Source organism: Leminorella grimontii (assembly GCF_039789245.1).
Classification (GTDB): Bacteria; Pseudomonadota; Gammaproteobacteria; order Enterobacterales; family Enterobacteriaceae; genus Leminorella; species Leminorella grimontii.
The window spans coordinates 3,539,910-3,562,208 of the sequence record NZ_CP146357.1; the positions used below are offsets into that span (position 1 = coordinate 3,539,910).

Annotated in this window: 22 protein-coding genes; 8 read left to right on the top strand and 14 right to left on the bottom strand. The window is 56.0% G+C overall.

The window, feature by feature from the left end:
* Positions 1-3,765, bottom strand: coding sequence for a translocation/assembly module TamB domain-containing protein (locus V8L73_RS16460; RefSeq protein WP_347253491.1), 3,765 nt, complete (start codon positions 3,763-3,765; stop codon positions 1-3).
* The gene (locus V8L73_RS16465) at positions 3,762-5,513 is read right to left on the bottom strand and encodes an autotransporter assembly complex protein TamA (RefSeq protein ID WP_422655595.1); all 1,752 of its coding nucleotides are present in this window, start codon (positions 5,511-5,513) and stop codon (positions 3,762-3,764) included. The genes V8L73_RS16460 and V8L73_RS16465 overlap by 4 nt, the downstream gene beginning before the upstream one ends.
* A gap of 165 nt (positions 5,514-5,678) precedes the next feature.
* Between V8L73_RS16465 and msrA the strand changes: the two genes are divergently transcribed.
* A complete protein-coding gene (gene msrA, locus V8L73_RS16470; RefSeq protein WP_347253492.1) occupies positions 5,679-6,317 on the top strand; it encodes a peptide-methionine (S)-S-oxide reductase MsrA in 639 nt (212 codons plus the stop codon).
* Between the two features lie 214 nt (positions 6,318-6,531).
* Entirely contained in the window at positions 6,532-7,869 is a 1,338-nt protein-coding gene (locus V8L73_RS16475; RefSeq protein WP_027276086.1) for a hemolysin family protein, read from the top strand.
* An 88-nt stretch (positions 7,870-7,957) separates the two neighbouring features.
* On the opposite strand, the gene V8L73_RS16480 is transcribed toward V8L73_RS16475, so the two are convergent.
* Positions 7,958-8,164: a DUF1107 domain-containing protein gene (locus tag V8L73_RS16480; RefSeq protein WP_027276087.1), complete on the bottom strand. Its 207-nt coding sequence runs from the start codon at positions 8,162-8,164 to the stop codon at positions 7,958-7,960.
* 243 nt (positions 8,165-8,407) lie between these two features.
* On the bottom strand, positions 8,408-9,187 hold the full coding sequence (gene cysQ / locus V8L73_RS16485; protein ID WP_036024673.1) for a 3'(2'),5'-bisphosphate nucleotidase CysQ: 780 nt from the start codon (positions 9,185-9,187) through the stop codon (positions 8,408-8,410).
* Between the two features lie 321 nt (positions 9,188-9,508).
* Between cysQ and dcuC the strand changes: the two genes are divergently transcribed.
* Both dcuC and V8L73_RS16495 read left to right on the top strand, forming a co-directional pair.
* On the top strand, positions 9,509-10,816 hold the full coding sequence (gene dcuC, locus V8L73_RS16490; protein ID WP_261831945.1) for a C4-dicarboxylate transporter DcuC: 1,308 nt from the start codon (positions 9,509-9,511) through the stop codon (positions 10,814-10,816).
* 55 nt (positions 10,817-10,871) lie between these two features.
* A complete protein-coding gene (locus V8L73_RS16495) occupies positions 10,872-12,143 on the top strand; it encodes an amidohydrolase (protein WP_261831944.1) in 1,272 nt (423 codons plus the stop codon).
* A gap of 73 nt (positions 12,144-12,216) precedes the next feature.
* Here the strand turns inward: V8L73_RS16495 and fklB are convergent, their stop codons facing one another.
* Together fklB and V8L73_RS16505 are read right to left on the bottom strand one after the other, a co-directional pair.
* Complete coding sequence (gene fklB / locus V8L73_RS16500) at positions 12,217-12,837, bottom strand: FKBP-type peptidyl-prolyl cis-trans isomerase (protein ID WP_027276091.1); 621 nt, start codon at positions 12,835-12,837, stop codon at positions 12,217-12,219.
* 85 nt (positions 12,838-12,922) lie between these two features.
* On the bottom strand, positions 12,923-14,137 hold the full coding sequence (locus tag V8L73_RS16505; protein ID WP_261831943.1) for an MFS transporter: 1,215 nt from the start codon (positions 14,135-14,137) through the stop codon (positions 12,923-12,925).
* 222 nt (positions 14,138-14,359) lie between these two features.
* Here V8L73_RS16505 and V8L73_RS16510 point away from each other — a divergent pair, with 222 nt between their 5' ends.
* Entirely contained in the window at positions 14,360-15,058 is a 699-nt protein-coding gene (locus V8L73_RS16510; RefSeq protein ID WP_347253493.1) for a LysM-like peptidoglycan-binding domain-containing protein, read from the top strand.
* Between the two features lie 6 nt (positions 15,059-15,064).
* On the opposite strand, the gene V8L73_RS16515 is transcribed toward V8L73_RS16510, so the two are convergent.
* The 7 genes from V8L73_RS16515 to V8L73_RS16545 form a co-directional block, all read right to left on the bottom strand.
* Positions 15,065-15,424 carry a DUF488 domain-containing protein gene (locus V8L73_RS16515; RefSeq protein ID WP_027276094.1) on the bottom strand — a complete coding sequence of 120 codons (360 nt, stop codon included), beginning with the start codon at positions 15,422-15,424 and terminating at the stop codon, positions 15,065-15,067.
* A gap of 126 nt (positions 15,425-15,550) precedes the next feature.
* On the bottom strand, positions 15,551-16,003 hold the full coding sequence (gene rplI, locus V8L73_RS16520; RefSeq protein ID WP_027276095.1) for a 50S ribosomal protein L9: 453 nt from the start codon (positions 16,001-16,003) through the stop codon (positions 15,551-15,553).
* Positions 16,004-16,038: 35 nt separating this feature from the next.
* Entirely contained in the window at positions 16,039-16,266 is a 228-nt protein-coding gene (gene rpsR, locus V8L73_RS16525; RefSeq protein WP_000135199.1) for a 30S ribosomal protein S18, read from the bottom strand.
* A gap of 4 nt (positions 16,267-16,270) precedes the next feature.
* Positions 16,271-16,591, bottom strand: coding sequence for a primosomal replication protein N (priB, locus tag V8L73_RS16530; RefSeq protein WP_261831940.1), 321 nt, complete (start codon positions 16,589-16,591; stop codon positions 16,271-16,273).
* A 6-nt stretch (positions 16,592-16,597) separates the two neighbouring features.
* The gene (gene rpsF / locus V8L73_RS16535) at positions 16,598-16,999 is read right to left on the bottom strand and encodes a 30S ribosomal protein S6 (protein ID WP_027276097.1); all 402 of its coding nucleotides are present in this window, start codon (positions 16,997-16,999) and stop codon (positions 16,598-16,600) included.
* A 192-nt stretch (positions 17,000-17,191) separates the two neighbouring features.
* Complete coding sequence (locus V8L73_RS16540; RefSeq protein WP_347253494.1) at positions 17,192-17,596, bottom strand: RidA family protein; 405 nt, start codon at positions 17,594-17,596, stop codon at positions 17,192-17,194.
* Between the two features lie 116 nt (positions 17,597-17,712).
* On the bottom strand, positions 17,713-18,849 hold the full coding sequence (locus V8L73_RS16545; RefSeq protein WP_347253495.1) for a threonine synthase: 1,137 nt from the start codon (positions 18,847-18,849) through the stop codon (positions 17,713-17,715).
* 204 nt (positions 18,850-19,053) lie between these two features.
* On the opposite strand from V8L73_RS16545, the gene V8L73_RS16550 reads away from it, so the two are divergent.
* Positions 19,054-19,821, top strand: coding sequence for a hypothetical protein (locus V8L73_RS16550; protein ID WP_347253496.1), 768 nt, complete (start codon positions 19,054-19,056; stop codon positions 19,819-19,821).
* A gap of 8 nt (positions 19,822-19,829) precedes the next feature.
* Here the strand turns inward: V8L73_RS16550 and V8L73_RS16555 are convergent, their stop codons facing one another.
* Complete coding sequence (locus tag V8L73_RS16555; protein ID WP_347253497.1) at positions 19,830-20,345, bottom strand: YbaK/prolyl-tRNA synthetase associated domain-containing protein; 516 nt, start codon at positions 20,343-20,345, stop codon at positions 19,830-19,832.
* Between the two features lie 76 nt (positions 20,346-20,421).
* Between V8L73_RS16555 and V8L73_RS16560 the strand changes: the two genes are divergently transcribed.
* Together V8L73_RS16560 and V8L73_RS16565 are read left to right on the top strand one after the other, a co-directional pair.
* Positions 20,422-21,078 (top strand): helix-turn-helix transcriptional regulator, encoded by a 657-nt coding sequence (locus tag V8L73_RS16560; protein WP_051155849.1) that lies wholly within the window; start codon positions 20,422-20,424, stop codon positions 21,076-21,078.
* A gap of 195 nt (positions 21,079-21,273) precedes the next feature.
* Positions 21,274-22,230 (top strand): AEC family transporter, encoded by a 957-nt coding sequence (locus V8L73_RS16565; RefSeq protein WP_027276102.1) that lies wholly within the window; start codon positions 21,274-21,276, stop codon positions 22,228-22,230.
* Positions 22,231-22,299: the final 69 nt, after the last annotated feature.

Below are 22,299 nucleotides of genomic sequence, written 5' to 3' on the forward strand. Positions count from 1 at the left end.
TCAAAACTCAAACTGATAGAGCACGTCCAGCGCCTGATCGATACCGGATACCGCCTCCAGATAGAGCCGCGGCATCAGTCTATAGCGCAGCGTCAGCGTCGCCAGCGAATCAAAAATACCTACGCCGTACTTCACCTGTAACCCCGGCATGATGTAGCCACTGACCACGACGGAAGAGCTGTCGCCTACGCCCTGCGTATCCAAAGACAGGTTCTTAACGCCAAAGGCCTCACCGATTTGACCAACCAGTTTACCGCTCTTGGCGACGCCCATCCCGATAAGCATTGAGGTCATCATATCACTGTCACCACCGCTGCTGTCCAGCCCCTGCCCGCGCAGAAGGTAGGAAAGCGCTTCCTGCTGGGACATTGCAGGATCGGAGAAGATCTCCACCTTGGGTTCAGTCGCAAGGCCGGTAACCCTGACGCCGGCGGTGACGTCATTTTCCGTCGAATCCGGATTTCGAATCGCTTCCAGATTCAGCGACGGCTGATCCGGCGGCCCGGCAAACTGAATCACGCCCTTGCGTACGATAAGATCCTGCCCGTAGGCGTGAAACTGACCGCTGGGAATATTAACCTGCCCGTTAAGCCCCAGCCCCTTCTTATCCTGCACGACCTTCAGGTCCCCCTGCAGGCGCGCCTTCAGCCCGAAGGCGTTGATAGACACGTTGTTTCCGATGTTGATAGTCAGGTTGCTGCTGATGGGAATCGACGCCGTTTTAGGCTCGATGGGCTTAAGCGAGCGATCCAGCATGACTTCGTCTGAAGAAACGCCGGTGGCGCTGGCGGGAACTTCCTCTACCACGATCCGCGCCCACGGAATGCTTACCGAACCGTTCAGCGTCAGAAGATTGGGAGAAGCCTCAAAAACGATATCCGGAGAAACGTCCAGCGCCACTGTCGGCGGCATAGCAATACGGATCCTGTCGCCCTTGGCGGTAATCGCCGCGCGCCAGGCGTCCGGATTACGCCAGTCTGCGTTGCCCCCCAGCGTCAGCGAACCTTTTTCCGTCTGGATAGCGCCGTTCAGGTCCGAGCGGGTGCCGCTAAAGTTCATCGCCAGCCGCCCCTCCGTCACGACCAGCGGCGCCCACTGGGTATTAAGCCTAAGCCTTTCCAGCGCCAGCTGCCCCAGAATGCGGGGGCTTTGCGCCGTCCCGGCAATCTTCAGATCGGCGTTAAGCGCGCCTTCCGCCCGCTCTTTTTTACCCAGAACCGGTTTAAGCAGATCCAACGAAACGCCGTCAATTTTTATCTGGCCCGACAGCCCGCGGCTGCCCTGCGGATCGCTCACCTGCACCTTCCCGCTCAGGCTGCCGTTATTGGCTATTTTCATCAGCCAGCTAAGCTCGGCCCGGTTGCCTCTGGCCTGCGCGTCAAGCGTCAGCGTGTCGAGCGCTATCGGCATCCAGCGCCCGGACACCATCTGATTCACCGTCACGCCGTTGCCGCGAAGCGCGACCGTTGCCTGCGGCATACCGCCGCCGGCGCTCCAGCTTACGTCAGCATTGCCGGTAAAGACGCCCTTAGCCTTGGTTTCTCCCCCAAGCATCGGCGCCAACATGGCCAAATCGAACCGATTAAGCACAATGCTGGCTTTGCCGCTGGGGCCAGCTTCAATCGTTTTGGGAATACAGACTTCGGCGTTAGGGTTCCGCCAACAGTGGCTACCGACGGAGACCGTTTGCTGAAGGTTGCGGTAGCCCAAAGCAACGTCCTGAGACGGGCGCCACTCTCCTACCGGCGTATTAAATCGCGTATTGCTTAGCGTACCTTTCCAACTTTCGGAAGCGCGATCGAAGCTGCCGCTCAGCGCCAGCCCGCCGGAAACGGGTTCACCGCTAATATCCAGGCGCAGCTGGTGCCGGCTCTCGTTGCCGTCCGCGTCCAGCGCCAGCTGGGAGATGTGCATATCCCCCTGCCTTAGCTCCTTCACCTTCAGCGAAAGCGTTCCCTTAATCTGGGAAGCTGAAGTGACGTCGCCGTTAAGCGCAACGTTGCCAACCTGCATATCCTGCCAGCCCAGGCCGTTTGCCGTCAGATCCGCCAGCAGCTGAGGGGCTTTTGCATTTCCCCTAAGGCGCAGGCTGCCCTTGGCCGTACCGCTCAGCCCCGGCAGCATGCCGGTCAGCTTCGGCGCGTTGATATCGGCATCAAGGTTCCAATCCTTGGCCAGAGAGCCTTTCGCCTTCACGCTGTTAGGACCAAGCGACAGCGTGAAACCGGGGATAGTCCACTGGCCCGAATCGTTGCCCTTCAGCGCCCCTTGGACGCTTAGGCGATTTTGCTTCACCAGGCCGTTTAAATCGATCTCAGGCACGTCCAGCTGCCAACTTCCGCCGTAGAGGCTGCCCTTGGTAGAAACTTTACCGTTGAGCGTTGCCGGCCACTCAGGCCACTGCTTCGCCGTATTGATGCCGTCAACGTTGAGCTGCGCGCGCCAGCTTACCGCGTTGCTCCAGTCAACAACGCCGTTCACCTCCGCCTTCCCCTGCAGCGCGCTCAGGCGCAGGCGGGAAAGCGTAAACGCCCCCTCATTTCCCTTACCGTCGAGCAGAAGGTCGGCGGGAGGAATATCGGTCCCTTCCACCGAAGCACGCAGTGAGAGCGCGTAGTCCAAGGCCGATCCCGTCAGGCGCAGACGCGTATTGTTAACCCGATAGTCGCCTTTGCCGCTCAAAGGCCACTGCACGCGCGGGCTCTCAAGGGTTAGCGCCACCGGTAGACCGGCCGTCGACAGCGAGGTTTGTGCCGTGAGCGTCGCGCCAATCGGCCCTGAAGCGTTAAGGTCTACCGTTAGCTGTCCCGTCACCTCGCCGCCCAACAGCAGCTTGAGCTTTTCCCCCCGAAGAGTCGGTTCATTAACCGTCGCGTTTAGCGTCAGGTTCACCGGCCAGCGTTCGCTCATGGTCGCGTCGCCGGTTAAGGCAATAATACCTTCGGGCGCGTTAACCTTTAGCGAGAGGATCTGGACGTGTGCCTCTTTGGTCTCCGCGCTAAGCTCAAGGCGGTCGATTTGCAACGGCGCGCCACCGGTCAAGCGCAGGTCTTCGCCCGTCAGGCTCGCCAGCGTGAAGTCCATCGGCAGGATCACTTCCGGCAGCGACGCCAGCAGAGGCTGGCTAAACAGCGCCTTCAGCGCTTCGCCGGTTGTCTGAACAGGCTGAGTCGGCGGCGCCGGCGCCTCTTGCCGCGCAGGCGGCAGATTAACCGTCAGCCGGCGCACGTTGGTCGGTCGAATATTGATTTGGCGATTTTGCCAGCTCGCCTCGGTGCGAAACTCGCCCAGCGCGATGGTCATATCGTCAACGGCGACGTTGACGTTGGTCAGCCTAAGCAGGCTAAGTTCAATTGGATACGGCGTCTGAATGTCCGTTATTGGCCCGCCGGAATTGGTATCAGCTTCCGGCGTTTCCGATGCAGGAATGCTGGCGGTATCAATTTTTACGTTTGCGCCGTCGGCCGTGACTGCGTTAACGCAAATGCGCCCGTCGGTAATACAGCCGAAGTTGATAGAGAGATGGAACGTATTGACGCCGACGGCCACGCCCGGCATTTCATAGCCAACGTTTGACAGCGTCAGGTCGCGAAGCCCACCCTTAACGTCGCCGATAGACAGGCCGGGCACCACTTTAGGCAGCTGCCCTAGCGTAAACTGTAGGCCCGTTTGCGTACCCAGCAGGAAGGCCAATGCGGCCACCAGCAGAATAACAAGCAGCAGTAGGCCAATCAGCGTTCGCTTTATCCATTTTTTTACGTTCATAGCTCTGGCCCTAATCCGATGTAAAACTGCATGCCGTGCTCGTCCTTATCGCCGATCGGCGCAGCGATATCAAACTTGATGGGACCTATCGGTGAAGCCCAGCGCACGCCAACGCCGGCCCCTTTCTTAAATTCGTAGTCGTCGAGCTTGTTGACCGCGTCGCCGCCGTCAGCGAACGCGGCCGCCCACCAGTTGCCGGTCACGTTGTACTGATATTCCAAAGAGCCGGTAGCAAGCTTTGAGGCGCCGGTCAGCTTGCCGTCGCTGTCTTCAGGCGAAATAGACTTGTACTTATAGCCGCGAATGCTGCGGTCGCCGCCGGCGAAGAAGCGCAGAGAGGGAGGAACTTTGGTAAAGTCGCCGGTTTCAATCCAACCGAGGTTGCCGCGAGCGATAAAGCGGTGGCTGTCGTTCTCGCCCAGAGAGCGGATCCAGACGTTTTGCGCCTGCGCGACGACAAAGTTAACGTCAGATCCCCAAGCGGTGTCCGACACGTCAACGGAGTAGCGCTGGCTGTCTCCCCAAGAGGGCATCAGGCCGCCGCGTTGCCGAGTACGGTTCATGCTGACGCCTGGATACAACAGCATAGTGGTGTTGGTAACGCCTCCTTGGGTAAAGTTATCCAAGCTCCAGCGCATGTTGACGGAACGCTGCCAGCCGCTGGAAAGATCCCAATAGCGCGCCACGTTTAACGTACCAGAGCTGGACTTGGTGTCGTTTTGGTCCTCGTGCTTATAGCCGGCCTGCAGCAGATAATACTGCTCAAGTGGGCTTTTCAGCAGGGGGATTTTGTAGGAGAAATCGAGGCTTTGTTCCGGCGCGGAAAGGTTAACGCTGGATTCAAGGCTATGCCCCTTATCGTTAATCCACGGCTTCTTCCAAGTGGCCTTCACTCTGGGACCGATATCGGTCGAATAGCCGCCCCCCAGTTCAATGGTGTTTTGGCTGCGCGGCGTCAGCACGCCTTCCAGCGGCAGCAGCTTATCGCCGTAGACGTGTTCAAAGTCCGGCGAAACCACCACGCTGTTAAACCAGTTCGTTGAAGACAGGCGGCGGTTCAGTTCCGACAGCTGGGCGGAGGTATAATACTCCCCTTCTTTAAACGGGATCAGGTTTTGCAGGTACTCATCGCGAATTTGCGAACCGGTAAACGCCACTTTACCAAAGCGATAGCGCTCGCCGCTGTCAAAGTCGATGTCCCAAAAGGCCTGATGTAAATCCTGTGCTACGCCGAGCTGGCTGTGTTCGATGCTGGCGTCAAAGTAGCCTCGCCGAATGGCTAAACCGGTCAACGAGCCCTTAAAACTATCGTAAGCGCCGTGATCGAGAATGGTGCCTTTAGCCGGTACGCCGGTTTTTAGCAGTTCGATATAGGCCTCATCCTTTAGCGCCTGGCCGGTAATGTCGACGTGGGTTTCTTCAATACGCACCGGTTCGCCGGGGGTTACCGTCGCCGTCAGCACCGGCTTGGTTCCCAACGTCGGCTGGCGCACGTCAAACTGAATTTCCGGCTGGTAATAGCCCTTGGCCCGCAGCCCTTTTTTTATCGCCTCTTCTACCTGACGAGTAAAGCGCGGGCTGTCCGACATTTCGCTCTCAGGGATAGCCGACAGCAGCGCCTCTACGTTTTCCTTCAGCTCTCCGCTCAGCCCCTCCACCGCCAGACCAACCTCAGCCGCCTTGCTTGATAACGTTAAAATCAAGGGTGATAGCAGCAGGAATAAGAATCTGTATCGGGATCGTGGCACGCGAACTCCTAAAATAATCCGTTAGGTCGACTACAATAATTAACCAGTAGGCAATAAGGGTCAAACTGTGACGTTCTGTTAAGGCTTTGTCATATATTGTCGACAAAGATGTCGGTAGATACAACACGCTTAACCCTATCTTGACAAAAACATTGGGAGTTTTTTATGACAACGGTAAATTCCGACGCATTTACACAGCCGGAAAACCCACTGGAGGGTCGTTCACAGCCGATGCCCATCAGCGCGAAACACAGAGTGCTGCATACGCCGATGAAAGACGCTCCGGACGGTACGGACGTCGCCATCTTTGCGATGGGGTGCTTTTGGGGTGTTGAGCGCCTGTTTTGGCAGCAGCCCGGCGTTTACAGCACGGCCGCGGGCTACAGCGGCGGCGTTACGCCTAACCCTAACTATCGGGAAGTGTGCAGCGGCAAGACGGGCCATGCCGAAGTCGTTAAGGTCGTCTTCGATCCCAAAGTGCTGCCCTATTCCCGGCTTCTACAGCTGTTTTGGGAGAATCACGACCCCGCCCAAGGGATGCGTCAGGGCAACGATATCGGCACACAGTATCGCTCGGCGATCTATGCCGTTACGCAGGAGCAGTTGGAGCAGGCAAGGGCCAGCAGGGCCGCGTTTATCTCAGCGATGCGCAAGGAAGGAGATCTTCGATCTGTCACGACGGAAATCGTCATGGCTAAGCCCTTTTATTTTGCAGAAGAAGATCACCAGCAGTATCTGGACAAAAATCCCAACGGCTACTGTAATCTCGGCGGCATCGGCGTTTGCCTTCCACCCGCGCCTTAGGCTGCGTCCGCCATTGCCCGCAATGGCGGAATACTGCCTGTCACCCCACTTCCCTAATGGGGCAATTTAAAGAAATATGATAAGCGTTAGCCAGCTGTTATAATCATATATCAATGCGGCTAAGGAAGCGTTATTCCCGCAGGCCCGCCGCCCTTTGGCTCCTTTGGAGCATTCAACATTAGATCCCATTTCCAGCATAATTGCGGATAATTTTATGTTAAACAGTTTATTACTGATCGTTTTGCTGATCGCCATCAGTGCGTTTTTCTCGGTCTCGGAGATTGCCCTCGCCGCGTCAAGAAAGATAAAGCTGAAAATGATGGCGGACGAAGGCAACGTTAACGCCCAGCGCGTGCTGGAGCTTCAGGAAACGCCCGGCGTTTTTTTCACTATCGTTCAAATCGGCGTTAACGCCGTCGCCATTCTCGGCGGTATCGTCGGCGATGCCGTGTTTTCTCCCTATCTGTCGGCATTTTTCAGCCGCTTTATGCAACCGGAGCTGGCGGAGCAGATTGGCTTTATTATCTCGTTTTCCATCGTTACTTCGCTGTTCATCCTGTTTGCCGACCTGACGCCGAAACGCATTGGCATGACATCTCCGGAGGCGGTCGCCGTTCGGATTATCAATCCAATGCGCTTGTGTATTGTCCTGTTCCGGCCGCTGGTTTGGCTGTTTAACGGCATGGCGACGTTGATCTTCCGCCTGTTCAAACTGCCGCTGGTACGCAACGACAGCATTACCTCAGACGACGTCTATGCCGTTTTCGAAGCCGGCGCACTAACCGGCGCCCTGCGCAAGCAGGAACACGAGCTGATTGAAAACGTTTTTGAACTGGAATCGCGCAACGTGCCCTCCGTCATGACGCCGCGCGAACAGGTCATCTTCTTTCAGCTCGACGAGCAGGAAGATAATATCAAAGACAAAATCGCCAACTATCCTCATTCCAAGTTTTTAGTTTGTAGCGATTCTATCGACCACGTAGTGGGTTACGTTGACTCAAAAGATCTCTTAATCCGCGTATTAAAGAACGAAAATCTAGCCCTGAAGGGCGGCGTGCAGATCCACTCGCCGCTGATTATTCCTGATACGCTGACGCTGTCAGAAGCGCTGGAAAGCTTTCGCAGCGCCGGTGAAGACTTCGCGGTGATCCTCAACGAATATGCGCTGGTCGTCGGTATTATCACGCTCAAAGACGTGATGACGACGCTGATGGGCGATCTTATGGGGCCTGGCCAAGAAGAACAGATCGTGGCGCGCGATGAGAACTCTTGGCTGGTTGAAGGCGTGACGCCGATTGAAGACGTTATGCGCGCGCTGTCGATTGACGATTTTCCGCAGTCCGAGAACTACGAAACCATCGGCGGCTTTATGATGTACATGCTAAGAAAGATCCCTAAGCGTACGGATTCAGTGAAATTTGCCGGCTATAAGTTTGAAGTGGTGGACATCGACAGCTACAAGATTGATCAGCTGTTAGTCACACGTATTGATAGCTCGCCCTCGCAAGAGAACGCCAAGAGCGCAGAAGAAGCGGAAGACCTTAAGCAGTAATTCCGTGGATTAAATACGCAAAAAGGCCATCTTTCGATGGCCTATCAGATCTAAGTCACGCGGTATTCATTATCCGCAGTCGGGAAAATCAGGCGAATTCGGCGCGCAGCTCCAGAACTTCCCGGTTAACCTCAGACATCACGTTAAAATGAATTTTGTCACACACTTTTGGAAGCAGAATTTTCCCCATGTCAAACTCAAATGCACCAATGCCTTTGATGTAGAATCTGCCACGGAAGAGCGTCTTCACATATAGCGCAATCCGCTGTGGATTGTAGCTAGGGAAGATTTTCATTTCATGTCCTCCATCGTTATTACAAGACCAACGCTTATAGCTCGGCCACATAAATAACCATTTAGCGTGGCGCCCGCTATTCTTCTAGTAAACACTACTCCCTGTAATACGCCTAGCCTCTTTAATCTTATTTACACTCAGCGTATAAACGTAAAAAAGGCGTCGAATCAATATAACTATAGGATACATGCCTATAATAATCGAATAAACGCCTAGAAAATGTGATGTCAGAGCTATTTATGACTAAGCCTTCCAAGGAAGATCTTCGTTAGACGAAACGTAAAAACCGGGATTGAGGAAAGACTCCGCCGGCGCATAACTAAGCGGAATATCCTGCCAATTATTCACCTGAAGGCCCACGGCTCGCACAACCGCATGGCCCGCCGCGGTATCCCATACGTTCGTCGGCCCAAAGCGAGGATAAAGCTGCGCGCTGCCTTCGGCAACCAGGCAAAATTTCAGAGACGATCCTACCGCCGTCGTTTCATAGTCGCCCAGCCGTTCTAAAAAGGCCGTCAGCTTCGTGTCCCGATGTGAACGGCTGCACACCACCATCGGCGGAGTACCTGCCTGCGGCCGAATCCCTTGGCGCAGCCCCCCTTCTTCCTTCCAGGCGCGTTGCCCCTCCGCCGCGTAGAGGACGTCCAGCGCGGGAGCATAAACGACGCCCATAACCGGCTCGCCTCCTTCTATCAGAGCGATATTGACGGTGAACTCATCGTTATGGGCAAGGAATTCTTTCGTTCCGTCCAGCGGATCGACCAGCCAGTAACTGCTCCAATTTTTTCTGATTTCCCACGACTGGGGCGACTCTTCCGACAGCACGGGAATATTCGGCGTCAGCAAAGACAGCCCCGCCATAATAATGCCGTGAGCCGCCAAATCGGCCGCAGTAACCGGCGAACTGTCGGATTTTACGACCAGGTCGGTAGGCCTATCGCCCTGATAAACGGCCATAATCGCCTCGCCCGCCCGTCGCGACAGCGAACAGATAGCTTCCAGCGTTGGAGATAAATGCGGCATACCTATGCCCTCTCAGTCATAACTCATTGCCTTTCAGGGTAGCGTTTTTTTCCACAATAGCCAGCATCACCGTCCCATATCGCCGCTCTTCGGGATGTGTACGCCCAAAAAACAGCCAAAGAGGCCATAAGGTGATCAACTTAACAAACTGTATATATTTTTATTGTTTGTATAACCACTCAGGCATATAACACCGCCAGGCTCTTTTTAAATTTTATTCAGGGCGAGGCGGATCTACCGGCGGCCTTCCGGCTCAAACGGGCTCTCGGGTAGCCGGTCAATAACCGCTTACTGCATGAATGCTTACACAGTGAGAACTCTATGATTACAGAAATCATTGCTCTGGCGGTTGTCGTGATTACCGTCTATTTGCTGATAAAACAGTATGAAACGCGCATGGTGTTGGTAGGCTCAGGCCTAATCATGTGCATCGTTGCGCTTAATCCAATGGCCGGTTTTGACGCGTTTGCCAAAAGCATGACCTCCGCCAGCCTGATTCAGGCGATTTGCGCCAGCATGGGCTTCGCCTACGTGATGAAGTACACCACCTGTGACATGCATCTGGTTAAGGCGCTGACCGGCATGATGAGCCGACTGGGGTTTTTCCTCATACCCGCCGCCGTTGCCATAACCTACTTTATCAACATCGCCATTCCCTCTGCGGCAGGCTGTGCGGCAGCGGTTGGCGCTACGCTTATTCCGCTGCTTATCGGCTCGCGCGTACACCCGGCCATCGCGGGCGCGGCGATTTTAACCGGCACCATCGGCTCCCTGCTAAGCCCAGGCCTGTCCCATAACGCCTTTGTCGCCAATCTGTATAACGAAATCATGGCGGGCAGCGAAGGCTATACCAAAATGGAGGTTATGGACCTGATTAAATATCATGCGCCTTACAGTATCGCGCTTGGCGCCATCGGGGCCGTGTCTCTTTCTGTTGTCGCGCTGGTACGAAAAGAGTTCCGCGTTCAGCCCGTTGAGGGCTCAGCCTCCGTTGAACAAGGGGAGAAAAAAGAAGAAGTCCGCACCAACTTCGTTTATGCAACCGCGCCGTTCGTTCCGCTTATTCTTCTGATGATTTCCAGCACCACCACCTGGTTTGGCAGCGTGAAGATGACCGTTCCGGCGGCGATGCTGATTGGCGTTATCTACGCCCTTGTCATTACGCGCCGAAGCCCTACCACCATGACGAAAGAGTTCTTCAAAGGCATGGGCGGCGCCTACGGCGACGTGCTGGGCATCATTATCGCAGCGTCCGTATTTGCAGCCGGCCTGAACGCTTCCGGCCTTATTGAGAGCTTTATCTACTTCCTGACCCACCATCCGGAGATGGCCCGTTGGGGCGGCACCCTCGGCCCGTTCCTGATGGGCGTATTGACCGGCTCCGGCGACGCCGCGTCGCTCGCCTTTAACGACACCGTCACCCGCCACGCCATGGAGTTCGGCTACACCATCCCCGATCTGGGCATGGCCGCAACCATGGGAGGCGCAATGGGGCGCTCGATGTCGCCCGTTTCCGGCGTCGCCATCGTATGCGCCGGCGTTGCGATGGTTAACCCGATTGAGCTCGTCAAGCGCACCGCGCCGGGCGTCATCGTCTCACTCATTTTTATCGCGCTGATCCTGCTGTAAGCCTGACCTACAGCGCGCTGAATAGCAGATTTACTAACAGATAAGGAAACTCACTATGTCAAACGTTGATTTAACACAGCTGATCGACTGGCGGCGCGAATTTCACCGCTGCCCGGAGTTCGGCTGGTCCGAATTCACAACCACCGCGCGCCTGATAACGACGCTGCGCGCGATGGGGCTGGAGGTGCTTGCCGGGCCGAAAATTATTAACCGAGACTTCATTTATGGACGTACGCCAGCGCTGGTTGAATCCGGGCTTGCGCGGGCAAAGGCCAACGGCGTCGACGATGCGCTTCTGGCGGAAATGGACGGGCTCACCGGCTGCGTCGCCATTTTCGACAGCGGAAAGCCTGGGCCAACGGTGGCGCTACGCTTTGACATCGACTGCGTCTACGTGCAGGAAACCGCAGGGGATGAACATATACCAAACCGCGACGGCTTTGCGTCTAAAAACCCCGGAATGATGCACGCCTGCGGCCACGACGGACACGCGTCCATCGGGCTTGGCATCGCCAAATGGCTGGTCGAAAATGGAAGTCGGCTTACCGGCAAAGTGAAGATAATATTTCAGCCGGCGGAAGAGGGAATGCGCGGCGGCCGTCCGGTCGCGGAGAGTGGCATCGTTGACGACGCCAACTATTTCCTCGGTATGCACTTAGGCTTTATCGCCAAGTCCGGCGAAATCGTCGTAAACCCCAACAACTTCCTTTGCACCACCAAGGTCGACTTCCGCTTCTACGGCGCACCGGCCCACGCCGGCGCAGAGCCGCACGTGGGTATCAACGCGCTGGCGGGCGCCTGCCACGCGGCAACCCAAATGCTCGGCATCTCCCGTCACGGTAAGGGCATGTCGCGCGTTAACGTTGGCGTCATTAGGGCGGGCGAAGGCCGCAACGTTATCCCTTCTTACGGCGAACTGCAGGCCGAAGTGCGCGGAGAGAACGAAGAAATTAATACCTTTATGGCGCAGCAGATGCACCGCATCGCCGAAGGCGCCGCGCACAGCTTCAACCTGCGGCTTGAAAGTGAGATCATGGGCGAAGGCGTCGATCTGACTAACGATAAAGAATTGGTCGAGCTGCTGACCGACATCGTCAAACGCAACCCCGAGCTGACCGCCGTTCAGCAGCGCTCGTTCGGCGGCAGCGAAGACGCCACCACCATTGCCAAACGCGTTCAGCGCAACGGCGGCAAGTCGATTTACTTTATCGTCGGCGCCGATCTGAAAGCGGGCCACCATCAGGCGGAATTCGACTTCGATGAGAAGCAGCTAAAAACGGCAGTAGATCTGTTTATCGGCAGCCTGCAGGCGCTGATGGCCAAGTAGCGCCGGCGCGCCGGGCACAAAAATGCCGCTCATTAGAGCGGCATTTTTATTTATCAAAACGTTATCAACGCAATTACAGGATATCCAGCAGCTCAACGTCAAACACCAGCGTGCTGAACGGCGGAATCGACGCGCCCGCGCCGCGCTCGCCGTAGGCCAGATGGTGAGGGATGGTCAAACGCCATTTTGAGCCTACCGGCATCAGCGTCAGCGCCTCAATCCAGCCCGCGATCACGCCGCTGACGGGGAATTCCGCCGGCTCACCGCGCTTCACTGAGCTATCGAAAACCGTGCCGTCGATCAGTTGGCCTGTGTAGTGAACCCGCACGCGATCCTGACGAGACGGAATGGCGCCTTCACCCTGATGCAGAACTTCAAACTGCAGGCCGGACTCCGTCGAGGTCACTTCGCTGCGCTTGGCATTCTCTTCCAGGTAGCGCACGCCCTCTCCCGCCATTTTTTCCTGCTGTTCGCGGCGAGCACTGTCTGCGCGTTCGTGAATTTCGCGCAGCGCGCGATGCACAACGTCGACCGGTACGGAGGGCTGATTACCCTGCAGGGCGTCGGTCAATCCGGCAACCAGCGCTTCCGGCACCAGCCCTTCCAGACCGGACTCCAGCAGCTGCTGACCCACCTGTAAGCCGATACCGTAACTGGCCTGCGCTTCAATGCTGTCAAAAGAGGGCTTCGTCATGGTTTTTCCTTAGCGTGTTTGTTTTATCTGTTAAAGGTTTCGCAGCATATCACAGGAGATTCGGTAGAAAAAAGCGCTCTGCGGATTAACCGGCCGTATCGCGATACGCCAATGCTTCCCGTTCAAGTCGGCCTTTGCTCGTCAGCCATACAATAAGCGCCAAGACGCTAAGCACGGCGCCCGAAGCGCACACGTAGCGCCATTGCCCATATTGATAGGCCACCGCGGAAATCAGCGAGCCCAGCGCGCCGCCGATAAAGTAGCTGGTCATATAGCCCGCCGTCAGGCGGCTTCTGGCTTCCGGCATCATTCGGTAAATCATTGACTGATTGGTGACGTGCACGCCCTGAACGGCAAAGTCCAGCGCGATAACGCCGACCAACAGCGCACCCAGCGAGTATTCTCCCCAAACGATGGGCAGCCAGGCCAATAAGAGCAGAACCAACCCCTGGGTTGTCGTTCGCGCCCCTTTTCCCTTATCCGCCAGCTGGCCCGCGCCGCTGGCCGCCAAAGCGCCCGCCGCACCGACCAAACCAAACAGACCGATAGCGGCTTCGGAATACCCATAGGGAGGGGAAGCCAGCAAAAACGCCATCGACGTCCAGAGAATGCTGAAATTGGCAAATGAGAGCGCGCCGAGCAGGGCTCGGGTTCGCAGCGTCACGTTGCGGCTAAACAACACCAGAATAGAGCCTAATAGCTGAGGATAGTTTAGGCCTACGGGCTGCTTATAGTACGGCAGCGCGCGCCACAGAATCAGCGCCATCAAAATGGTTAGCGAGGAAGCCAGCCAGTATACCGTTCGCCAGCCGCCCAGCGACGCCAGCGCGCCGGCAACGGTTCGCGCCAGCAAAATGCCGAGCAGCAGGCCGCTCATAATAATGCCGACCGCCTTTCCCCGCTTCGCCGGTTCCGCCAGCGTCGCGGCAAAAGGCACCAGCATCTGAGCTACAACGGAAAACAGCCCGGTCAGCGCCGTTCCCACAATGATGCCGGCAACCGTATCGGACATCGCGGTGATAAGCATACCGGCCGCGGCCAAAAGCGTCATGCCGACAATCATCCCCCGCCGTTCAAACATATCTCCCAGCGGCACGATAAACATCAGCCCAACCGCATAGCCCAACTGTGCCGCCGTGACGATAAATCCTGCCCGGCTGACGGACAGGTCAAACGCGCTGGCGATAGTCTCTAGCAGCGGCTGAGCATAATAATTACTGGCGACCACCAGCCCGGTGGCAATCGACATGATGACGATAAGCGTCGGCGTTAGCGCCGGATCCTGCGCGGTTTTTGTCATTGAGTCCTAATGGGGAGTTAAATGTGTGGTGAAAGATATTTTAGTCGCAGTGTGGAAAAAATTGCAGATAAAAACCAGCGCGTCTTAAAGTAAAAACGGTTATCGCTCCAATTATTCACAGGATATTTGATAGAAATATGGGTAAAATCATATTATTGATGAGTGGCCTATTGTCGTTTCAACGTAAACGGATACGCGTGGCGCGAGCGATGAGGAGGAGTTATGCAGGCAAATAACGGCAGACAGCGGCGGCCTCTGGGCGGTAATTCCTGCAAAGCCGCGCTCTTGGCGCTATGGAACCTGCCCGATCGCTTTCACTGGATGTCTCCGCTGCCCAGCGCGCACCGTAAGGGCGTACTTCTTGCCGCGCTGCTTATGCTCGTCGCGTTTCTTTGGCCAGCGGAAGACAAATCGCCCGGCGCGCCGCCCTCTTCGGCACAAGAACAAACCTCTGCCCCCCTAACGCCGGACGTTTCCTCTCCGTCGTCGACGGGTGCGTCCGCGCCTCAGGAAAACGTCACACCGCCACCGTTGGTCGAATCAGGCGCTCCCTCTCCACAGGCCCCCTCACAGCCTCAGGAAGCTATAGCCGCACCCGCCGAGCCTACTGTTGAAACGGCGCAAGCGCCGGCGCAGCCTGAAACGCCGCCTACCGAAGAAGTCTGGAAAGAGTTCACTATCCAGCGCGGCCACACGCTGGCCCAGGTGTTCAGAGATAACCATTTAGTCGTTAACGACGCATACCTGTTGGCGCAGGTAGAGGGACCGGGAAAGCCGGTTAACGCGCTGAGGATTGGCCAGAAGGTGCGCATTCGCGTCGCAGAAGGCAATCAGGTCACCGGACTGGAGGTTGAACTTACGCCAACCCAGTCGGCGCTGTTTACGCGCCAAAGCAACGGCCACTTTTTACGCGTTCACTAAGAAACGCTAGGCCTTGAGCCTGTTCAACAAAAAATCGCGCAGCACCACGCCCTGATTGTGTTCAAGGTCCCGACTGCCAAACATCAGCGTCACGGTTTCCCCCTGCTTTAACAGCGCGAGCAGCGGCGCCCAGGCGTCCTGACGGTTCAGCTCATCCACGTAGTCCCGGCAAAACGCCTGCCACTGGGTCGGATCGGCGTGGAAGCGTTTGCGCAGCTCGGTGCTGGGCGCCGCTTCTTTTAGCCAGACGACGCCCTTCAAGCGCTCTTTACTGATGCCTCTGGGCCACAGGCGGTCGGTCAGAAAACTGTTTTTATCGGGATTTTGCGGCGCGTCATAGACCCGCACCAGTCGAATATCGGCCATTTTCTTTCCCTCAGCGAACGACAAAAGTCGCCGACATTATCGGCAGGCAACGAAAAAAATTGCAACCGTATAAAAACAAAAACGCCGGCGAATGCCGGCGTTTTTAACGGGTTAGAAAACTAATAATTAGTCTTCTGCAACCACAACTACGTTCAGCTTAGCAAACACTTCGCCGTGCAGTTGGAAATCAACGTCGTGATCGCCCAGCGTACGGATAACGCCGTTAGGCAGACGCACTTCGCTCTTGGCCACTTCAACGCCGGCTGCGGTTACCGCATCAGCGATATCGCGAGTACCGATAGAACCAAACAGCTTGCCTTCATCGCCTGCTTTAGAAGCGACGGTGACGCTGCCCAGCTCAACGATCTTGGCGGCGCGAGCTTCAGCGGCGGCCAGAACGTCAGCCAGTTTGGCTTCCAGCTCTGCGCGACGCGCTTCGAAGAACTCAACGTTTTTCTTGGTTGCCGGAACCGCTTTACCCTGCGGTACCAGATAGTTACGGGCATAGCCCGCTTTTACGTTAACTTGATCACCCAGGCTACCCAGGTTAGCTACTTTATCAAGCAGAATAACTTGCATTACCGTATCCTCTTTAAGTTCTTGGACCGAAACCGTTACTGATGGCGATCAGTGTACGGTAACAAAGACAGGTAACGCGCGCGCTTGATAGCGCGAGCCAGCTGGCGCTGGTATTTTGCACGAGTACCGGTGATACGGCTCGGGACAATTTTCCCGCTCTCGGTGATATAGTTTTTCAGCGTTGCGATATCTTTATAGTCGATCTCTTGAACGCCTTCCGCGGTAAAACGGCAGAACTTGCGACGACGGAAATAACGTGCCATATGGCTACTCTCCAGAATCTATCAATTCAATCTGCTCGGCATGTAACACCAGTTTATTAAGACCGTTACGCCCCTGATGGGTGCTGATAAAACCGGTTACTTTCAGGCGACTGCCGACCGTTATACTGTGAGTTAAGGCTTGTGACTGCTGTCCGCTGACGACGACGGGCATTCTACACCACGCCTGCCTTGCAAATCCGGCTTCCTGCTGCCCAGAACGATGTTCTAACACGAACTGGCAGTGGGGTACGCCGGAAGGACTAACCTTACGCAGCGGCGCCTTGCACACGGTGCCAGACAGCGCTAGCTGGTTAACAGTCAACACGAGCTATTACTCTTCAGAATCCCCAGCATCGTCTGAGTCATCATCAGTGGTTTCTTCAGCGTAGTCTTCGCGGCGATCGCGACGATCTTCTTTAGCCTTAACCATTGGAGATGCTTCAGTCACGGCATGCTTGGTGCGCATAACCATGCTGCGGATAACGGCATCGTTGAAACGGAAGTTGGTTTCCAGTTCATCGATCGTTTCCTGCGGTGCTTCAACGTTCAGCAGAACGTAGTGGGCTTTGTGCAGCTTGTTGATTGGGTAAGCCAGTTGACGGCGGCCCCAGTCTTCCAAGCGGTGAATTTCGCCGCCTGCTGCTTTGATTGCACCGGTGTAACGTTCGATCATACCCGGAACTTGTTCGCTCTGGTCAGGATGGACCATAAAGACGATTTCGTAATGACGCATCAATAGCTCCTTACGGATTATTCAGCCTCCTGTCAGGGTCAGCCGTGGCCCATGGAAGCAAGGAACGTGTTTAGTGTGACGGCTGAAAAATTGACGCGCAATTGTACGTTTATCACGGGGGAACTTCAAGGACTGTATGCGCCTTTATGCCTTATTCCATGAAGTTTCCCGTAAACGGCGTCAAGGCCCTGCCTAAATACCGGCCACCGCCTCAACTTCCAACGCCGAGCCGAAGTGCAGCTCGCTAACCCCGGCCACGATGCGCGCCGGGCGATGCCCACCAATCCACTCGGCGTAAATCCGGTTAAACTCCGGCCACTGCGCCATGTCGGTAATAAAAATGCGCACCTGAATCAGCCTGTCTCGGCCGCTTCCCGCCGCGCGCAGCGTGGCGTCAATATTGAATAACACCTGATTCGCCTGCTCGGCAAACGGCCTGTCGGCTAAAACGTTTCCCTCTGGATCCACCGGCAGCTGCCCAGACAGATATACCGTATTGCCGTGCACGCAGGCGTGCGAATAGTGGCCGCCCGGCGTGGAAAGCTCAGGGCTGTTTATGCAGCTCACCGCTCCGCCCCGCTCATCTTCTATCTTCATTTAATTACCTGCTTTTCTATCTCTGTGGCTTAAGTTCCTGCAACAGTGCTCTACACTCACCTATTGGCGCGGAGCTCTCTTCCATTTTCTACGAATGCAAAAACCGCCTTTACCCATTATGCAGAAAAAATATCGCCCATCAGGTTGCCCGCCTTAAGGCCGGTCCCCGTCAGGATAACCACCGTGGTTTCCCCCGGCTTGATAACGCCGCGCGCAACGAAGGCGTCAACCGCCGCTGCGGCCTGAGCGCTGGTCGGTTCGGCGTACAGCCCCATCCCCGTCAGCTTTCTTACCGCTGCCACGATGTCGGACTCGGTCAGCGCCACCGTATCGCCACCGGAACGGCGAATGGCCGCCAGCACTTCTTGCAAACGGACAGGGCTTCTGATCGCGGTGCCTTCGGCGATGGTCTTGTCATACACTGTTTCTACCAACGTGTCGCTGTTAGCTTGAAAGGTCGCGTGGATCGGCGCGCAGTTGGCCGGCTGGGCTATCAGAAGCTTAGGCAGCTTTTTGATTTGACCGGCAGCCCGCAGTTCGCAAAAGCCGATATCGCAGCCCAGCACGTTGCTGCCGGCGCCGGTGGGGATAATCACGTTATCGGGCGCCTTAAAGCCCAGCTCTTCCCACAGCTCGTAGGCTAGAGACTTGGTGCCCTGTAAAAAGAAGGGATGCCAGTTGTGGCTCGCGTAGAAGGTGGTTTCCGACTGGCGCAGGGCCTCGTTTTCGGTATCCTGACGGCTGCCCGGTACGCCCTGTACTTCGGCGCCAAAAGAGCGGCTTTGCAGCAGCTTGGCCGGGGAAGTCGAGTCCGGAGCCAGAATGCGCGCCTTGATGCCCGCCGCCGCGCAGGAGGCGGCAATCGCCGCGCCGCCGTTGCCGGAGCTGTCTTCAATCAGCGATTCAACGCCAAGCTGCTTTAAGAAAGAAACCATCACCGACGCGCCGCGGTCTTTAAAGCTGCTGGTCGGGTTAAACCACTCCAGCTTGAACATCACGTCGACGCCGCCCCAGCGCTTGGCCACCAGCGGAGTACAGCCTTCTCCAAGCGAAATCGGGCGGGCGATTTCCACCGGCAGCGCGGCGCGATAGCGCCAGATGGAGCGCTCGCGGGTATCAATATCGTCGCGCGTAATGCCCGGCAGCGGCGTTATCATCAGCGGCGCTCGCTTCTCCGAGCACCAGCGGAGTTCATTAATGTCGTAGGAAAGGCCGTTACGCTCGTCGACGTAGCGGGGGGCTGCATTCTTCATCCGTCGTTCTCCCATGGTCCGATAAGAGGAAATAATTACTGTCGGCTACGGTTATACACCGAGGAACAAACACAAACAATAAAGAATTATACAAACTGTTAAGTTAATTTCACTCTATGCTATAAAAAGACAATGATGCGTTTCTCTGCCAAAATAATGGCGATATATGCAACTCTGCGCCCCAAAAAGAGATGATTGGCCACCATGTCTAAACATCAATATTCATCCACCGACATCCGAACTCCGCAATCCTTTCAGGAAAAGTTGGACTTTATCGCCAAACATCCTGGAATGTTTGCTTATCCAACCACCATTCATGCAATTATCACGCTGCTTGAGGGCTTTGAAACCGCTTTTCTGATCCACACACAAAGGGCCGTTTTACACGCCTGGCGCGACTGGAGTTACGGCTACCTTGCAGTTACTCCAACATCTACCCGCTGGGCTGATGCGCTGCTACGCTACTATGGTAGCCACGAAGACGCAATCCGCGCGCTGCCTGCGCTTTATCAGGTATATCTGGAACAGCACTCTTTAGATGCAGTTATTCCCCACGGGCTGCCGCAGATTCCAGACTCTGCCGACAGGCACTTTCACCTATTTTTAAAAGATCTTGCCACTTCCCCTACTAACTACGTAATGGAAGAAACTATTGAAGATATTCGTATCCTACTTGTCGGATACAGCTATGCATTTAATACCAAATCCCAATACCCCTTAGGCGGCTGGGTCCGTTGGATAGAATTGCATTTCCTTATTCGCTCTGCAGCCTGGAGTTGGGCAAAAATCCTGCTTCACGCCTATGGCGACAACGATAGCGCTATTCGATCATTGCCTGATTTATATGAAAAATTCCTAATTCAGCGCGCACAACTCGGCGTTAAGGGAATTGAGCAAGAGCTAGAGAAGCAATTAATTTCCACTTACGGACACCCTTGGCACTATCCGCTAAACGAGCCTTACTCTGATTAGAGCCTCTTTTAACTTACCTCACTCTCTTCAGAAAACTCACACAGCTCCGGCGAAACGATCCTCGCGTAATCCTTTACGTTTAGTAAAACGGAGCGCTCAAGGGAACCGGCGTTGAACACCATTTCCTCTTCCTGCTCGAACAGAGCCGGATCGCACACCAGCTTAAGGTCCGGGTGGAAGCTAAAGGGCGGGATGGCGCCAAACACGCACCGGGTTAGCTCCATCACCTCTTTGGGGCTGGCAAGCGAGGCGCGCGTGCCGCCGAGCTGGCGGGCGACCAGACTCAAGTTGGCCTTGCGGTGCGCGGGCAATACGGCCAGCACGTGCTGCTTCACGCCGTTGCCCTTAACGTGACACACCAGCGCCTTCGCACCCTGCTCGATTTTCGTTCCCCGCGCCTTCGCCGCGTCGGCGGAGCGCCCGGCGGTTTCGTGTTCGATGACGCGATAGCGCGCGTCGTTGCTGTCTAAAAGCGATATCAGTTGTTCAAAGATAGTGGCAGACACGGCGGTACGCTCCTTCATTACGTTTTTTTGCTAACGGGACATGCTGTTTATCATACTGTACAATTAACGACAAATAGTAAAACGGGTAGCGACGATGACATCAAAAAAGAAACCACAGGCGCCGACCGAAGGCGAAAACGAATTGCTGCTGCGTGAAGCAAAAAAAATCGCCGCCGCGCTGGGGAAAATGTTCGCTCCCGGCTGTGAGGTGGTAGTGCACGACCTGACGCACCCTGAGCACGCCGTCGTCGCGATTGAAAACCCGCTGTCGGGCCGCAAGGTGGGTTCCCCCGCCACCGAGCTGGGGCTGGCGCGCATTCAGGACGCCGAGTTTCCCGACATCGTGCAAAACTACCGCAACCACTTCCCCGACGGGCGAGAAGCGAAAAGCACGTCGATCGGCCTTAGAAACAGCAAAGGGGAGTTTGTCGCCGCGCTGTGCCTGAATCTGGACGTCTCCCTGTTCTCGACCATGCAGCGCGTATTGGAGCAGCTCACTGCGATCGAAAGCCCGCAGGCGCCGATGAACGAGTCCCTTAAAACCTGGAAGCTCGACGACATCCGTACCGAAATCAACAACTACGCCGCTAGGCTAAACGCGCAGCCGCGGGCGCTCACCACGGCGCAGCGGCAAAAGCTTATCCGCTCGCTGTCTGAACAGGGGCTGCTGCAACTCAGGGGCGCGGCTACCGTCGCGGCGGATACGCTGGGCATATCGCGAGTATCGATTTATAACGCGTTGAAAAACTGAGCTGGGCCGCTTTAGCCTGAAAACAAAAGCGTGCTGCAATCTCATGAAGACTCAGCGTTATTTGACGCAGCGGCCGGAAAATAAAGCACGACTTTCTGAAAAGCCCGCCCGCTATTGACGTTTTTTAGCCACTCCGTATAGTTCGGAGAATCTGGCGGAGAACGCCACACACTTTTCTAAAGATCGGGCAGGTTCATGCAAAGCTTCTTACTCCCTCTCTGGCATCAAATCGTACTGTCTGCGCCGCTGTTTATTCTCGCGATACTCGGCTATGGACTGATCCGCTGGGGCAAGTGGAGTAAAGTTGCCGCCGACGGGCTTACCCGCTTCGTCTTCTCCGTCGCCCTGCCCGCCATGCTGTTTCGCATGATGTGCAGCTTCTCCAAGCAGCCACCGGTCGATGCTCGCCTGCTGGTGGCCTTTTTCGGCAGCTGCCTTATCGTTTTCGTCATCGGCCGGGTTTTAGCGTCGAAAGCGCTTAAGCTCGACGGCACCTCCGGCTCGGTGTTTGCCTTAGGCGGGATCTTCTCAAACAACGTCATGCTCGGCATTCCGGTCGCGACCGTCGCATTAGGGGAAGCCTCCCTGCCGTCGGTCGCGCTGGTGCTGGTGTTTAACGGCCTCATTCTTTGGACGCTGGTCACCGTATCGGTGGAGTGGTCGCGAAACGGCTCGCTGTCGATTAAAGGCTTTGCCAATACCGCCAAGAACGTGCTGAAAAACCCGCTGATTATCGGCATCATCTCCGGCACGCTGTTTAGCCTCACCGGCTACGATCTGCCGGAATTTATCGATAAGCCCATCGGCATGCTCGGCCAAATCGCCGCCCCGATGTCGCTGGTCGCGCTGGGGATGGGGCTTGCCGAATATCGCATCCGCGACGGCTGGCAGATAAGCTCTATCGTCTGCGTTCTCAAACTGGTAGTTCAGCCGATGGTCGTTTGGGGGCTTGCCGTCGCCCTCGGCCTGCCGCCGATGGAAACTCAGGTTGTGGTTCTCTTAGGCTCGATGGCGGTCGGCGTTAACGTCTATCTGATGGCGCGTCAGTTTAACGTCATCGTCGGCCCGGCGGCGTCCAGCATGGTCATTTCCACCGTGCTGTCGGCCATCACTACGCCGCTGATCCTGACGCTTATCGGCGTTCGCGTTTGACGGTAGGAAAATACCGCCGAGAATCAATCCTGTCCTACACTTTAAGCTGTGTTTGTTCACTTCAGCAGG

Coding starts and splice junctions, on each gene's coding strand:
- V8L73_RS16460 (WP_347253491.1), bottom strand. CDS start 3,765: ATGAACGTAAAAAAATGGATAAAGCGAACGCTGATTGGCCTACTGCTG.
- msrA (WP_347253492.1), top strand. CDS start 5,679: ATGACAACGGTAAATTCCGACGCATTTACACAGCCGGAAAACCCACTG.
- V8L73_RS16475 (WP_027276086.1), top strand. CDS start 6,532: ATGTTAAACAGTTTATTACTGATCGTTTTGCTGATCGCCATCAGTGCG.
- V8L73_RS16480 (WP_027276087.1), bottom strand. CDS start 8,164: ATGAAAATCTTCCCTAGCTACAATCCACAGCGGATTGCGCTATATGTG.
- cysQ (WP_036024673.1), bottom strand. CDS start 9,187: ATGCCGCATTTATCTCCAACGCTGGAAGCTATCTGTTCGCTGTCGCGA.
- dcuC (WP_261831945.1), top strand. CDS start 9,509: ATGATTACAGAAATCATTGCTCTGGCGGTTGTCGTGATTACCGTCTAT.
- V8L73_RS16495 (WP_261831944.1), top strand. CDS start 10,872: ATGTCAAACGTTGATTTAACACAGCTGATCGACTGGCGGCGCGAATTT.
- fklB (WP_027276091.1), bottom strand. CDS start 12,837: ATGACGAAGCCCTCTTTTGACAGCATTGAAGCGCAGGCCAGTTACGGT.
- V8L73_RS16505 (WP_261831943.1), bottom strand. CDS start 14,137: ATGACAAAAACCGCGCAGGATCCGGCGCTAACGCCGACGCTTATCGTC.
- V8L73_RS16510 (WP_347253493.1), top strand. CDS start 14,360: ATGCAGGCAAATAACGGCAGACAGCGGCGGCCTCTGGGCGGTAATTCC.
- V8L73_RS16515 (WP_027276094.1), bottom strand. CDS start 15,424: ATGGCCGATATTCGACTGGTGCGGGTCTATGACGCGCCGCAAAATCCC.
- rplI (WP_027276095.1), bottom strand. CDS start 16,003: ATGCAAGTTATTCTGCTTGATAAAGTAGCTAACCTGGGTAGCCTGGGT.
- rpsR (WP_000135199.1), bottom strand. CDS start 16,266: ATGGCACGTTATTTCCGTCGTCGCAAGTTCTGCCGTTTTACCGCGGAA.
- rpsF (WP_027276097.1), bottom strand. CDS start 16,999: ATGCGTCATTACGAAATCGTCTTTATGGTCCATCCTGACCAGAGCGAA.
- V8L73_RS16540 (WP_347253494.1), bottom strand. CDS start 17,596: ATGAAGATAGAAGATGAGCGGGGCGGAGCGGTGAGCTGCATAAACAGC.
- V8L73_RS16545 (WP_347253495.1), bottom strand. CDS start 18,849: ATGAAGAATGCAGCCCCCCGCTACGTCGACGAGCGTAACGGCCTTTCC.
- V8L73_RS16550 (WP_347253496.1), top strand. CDS start 19,054: ATGTCTAAACATCAATATTCATCCACCGACATCCGAACTCCGCAATCC.
- V8L73_RS16555 (WP_347253497.1), bottom strand. CDS start 20,345: ATGAAGGAGCGTACCGCCGTGTCTGCCACTATCTTTGAACAACTGATA.
- V8L73_RS16560 (WP_051155849.1), top strand. CDS start 20,422: ATGACATCAAAAAAGAAACCACAGGCGCCGACCGAAGGCGAAAACGAA.
- V8L73_RS16565 (WP_027276102.1), top strand. CDS start 21,274: ATGCAAAGCTTCTTACTCCCTCTCTGGCATCAAATCGTACTGTCTGCG.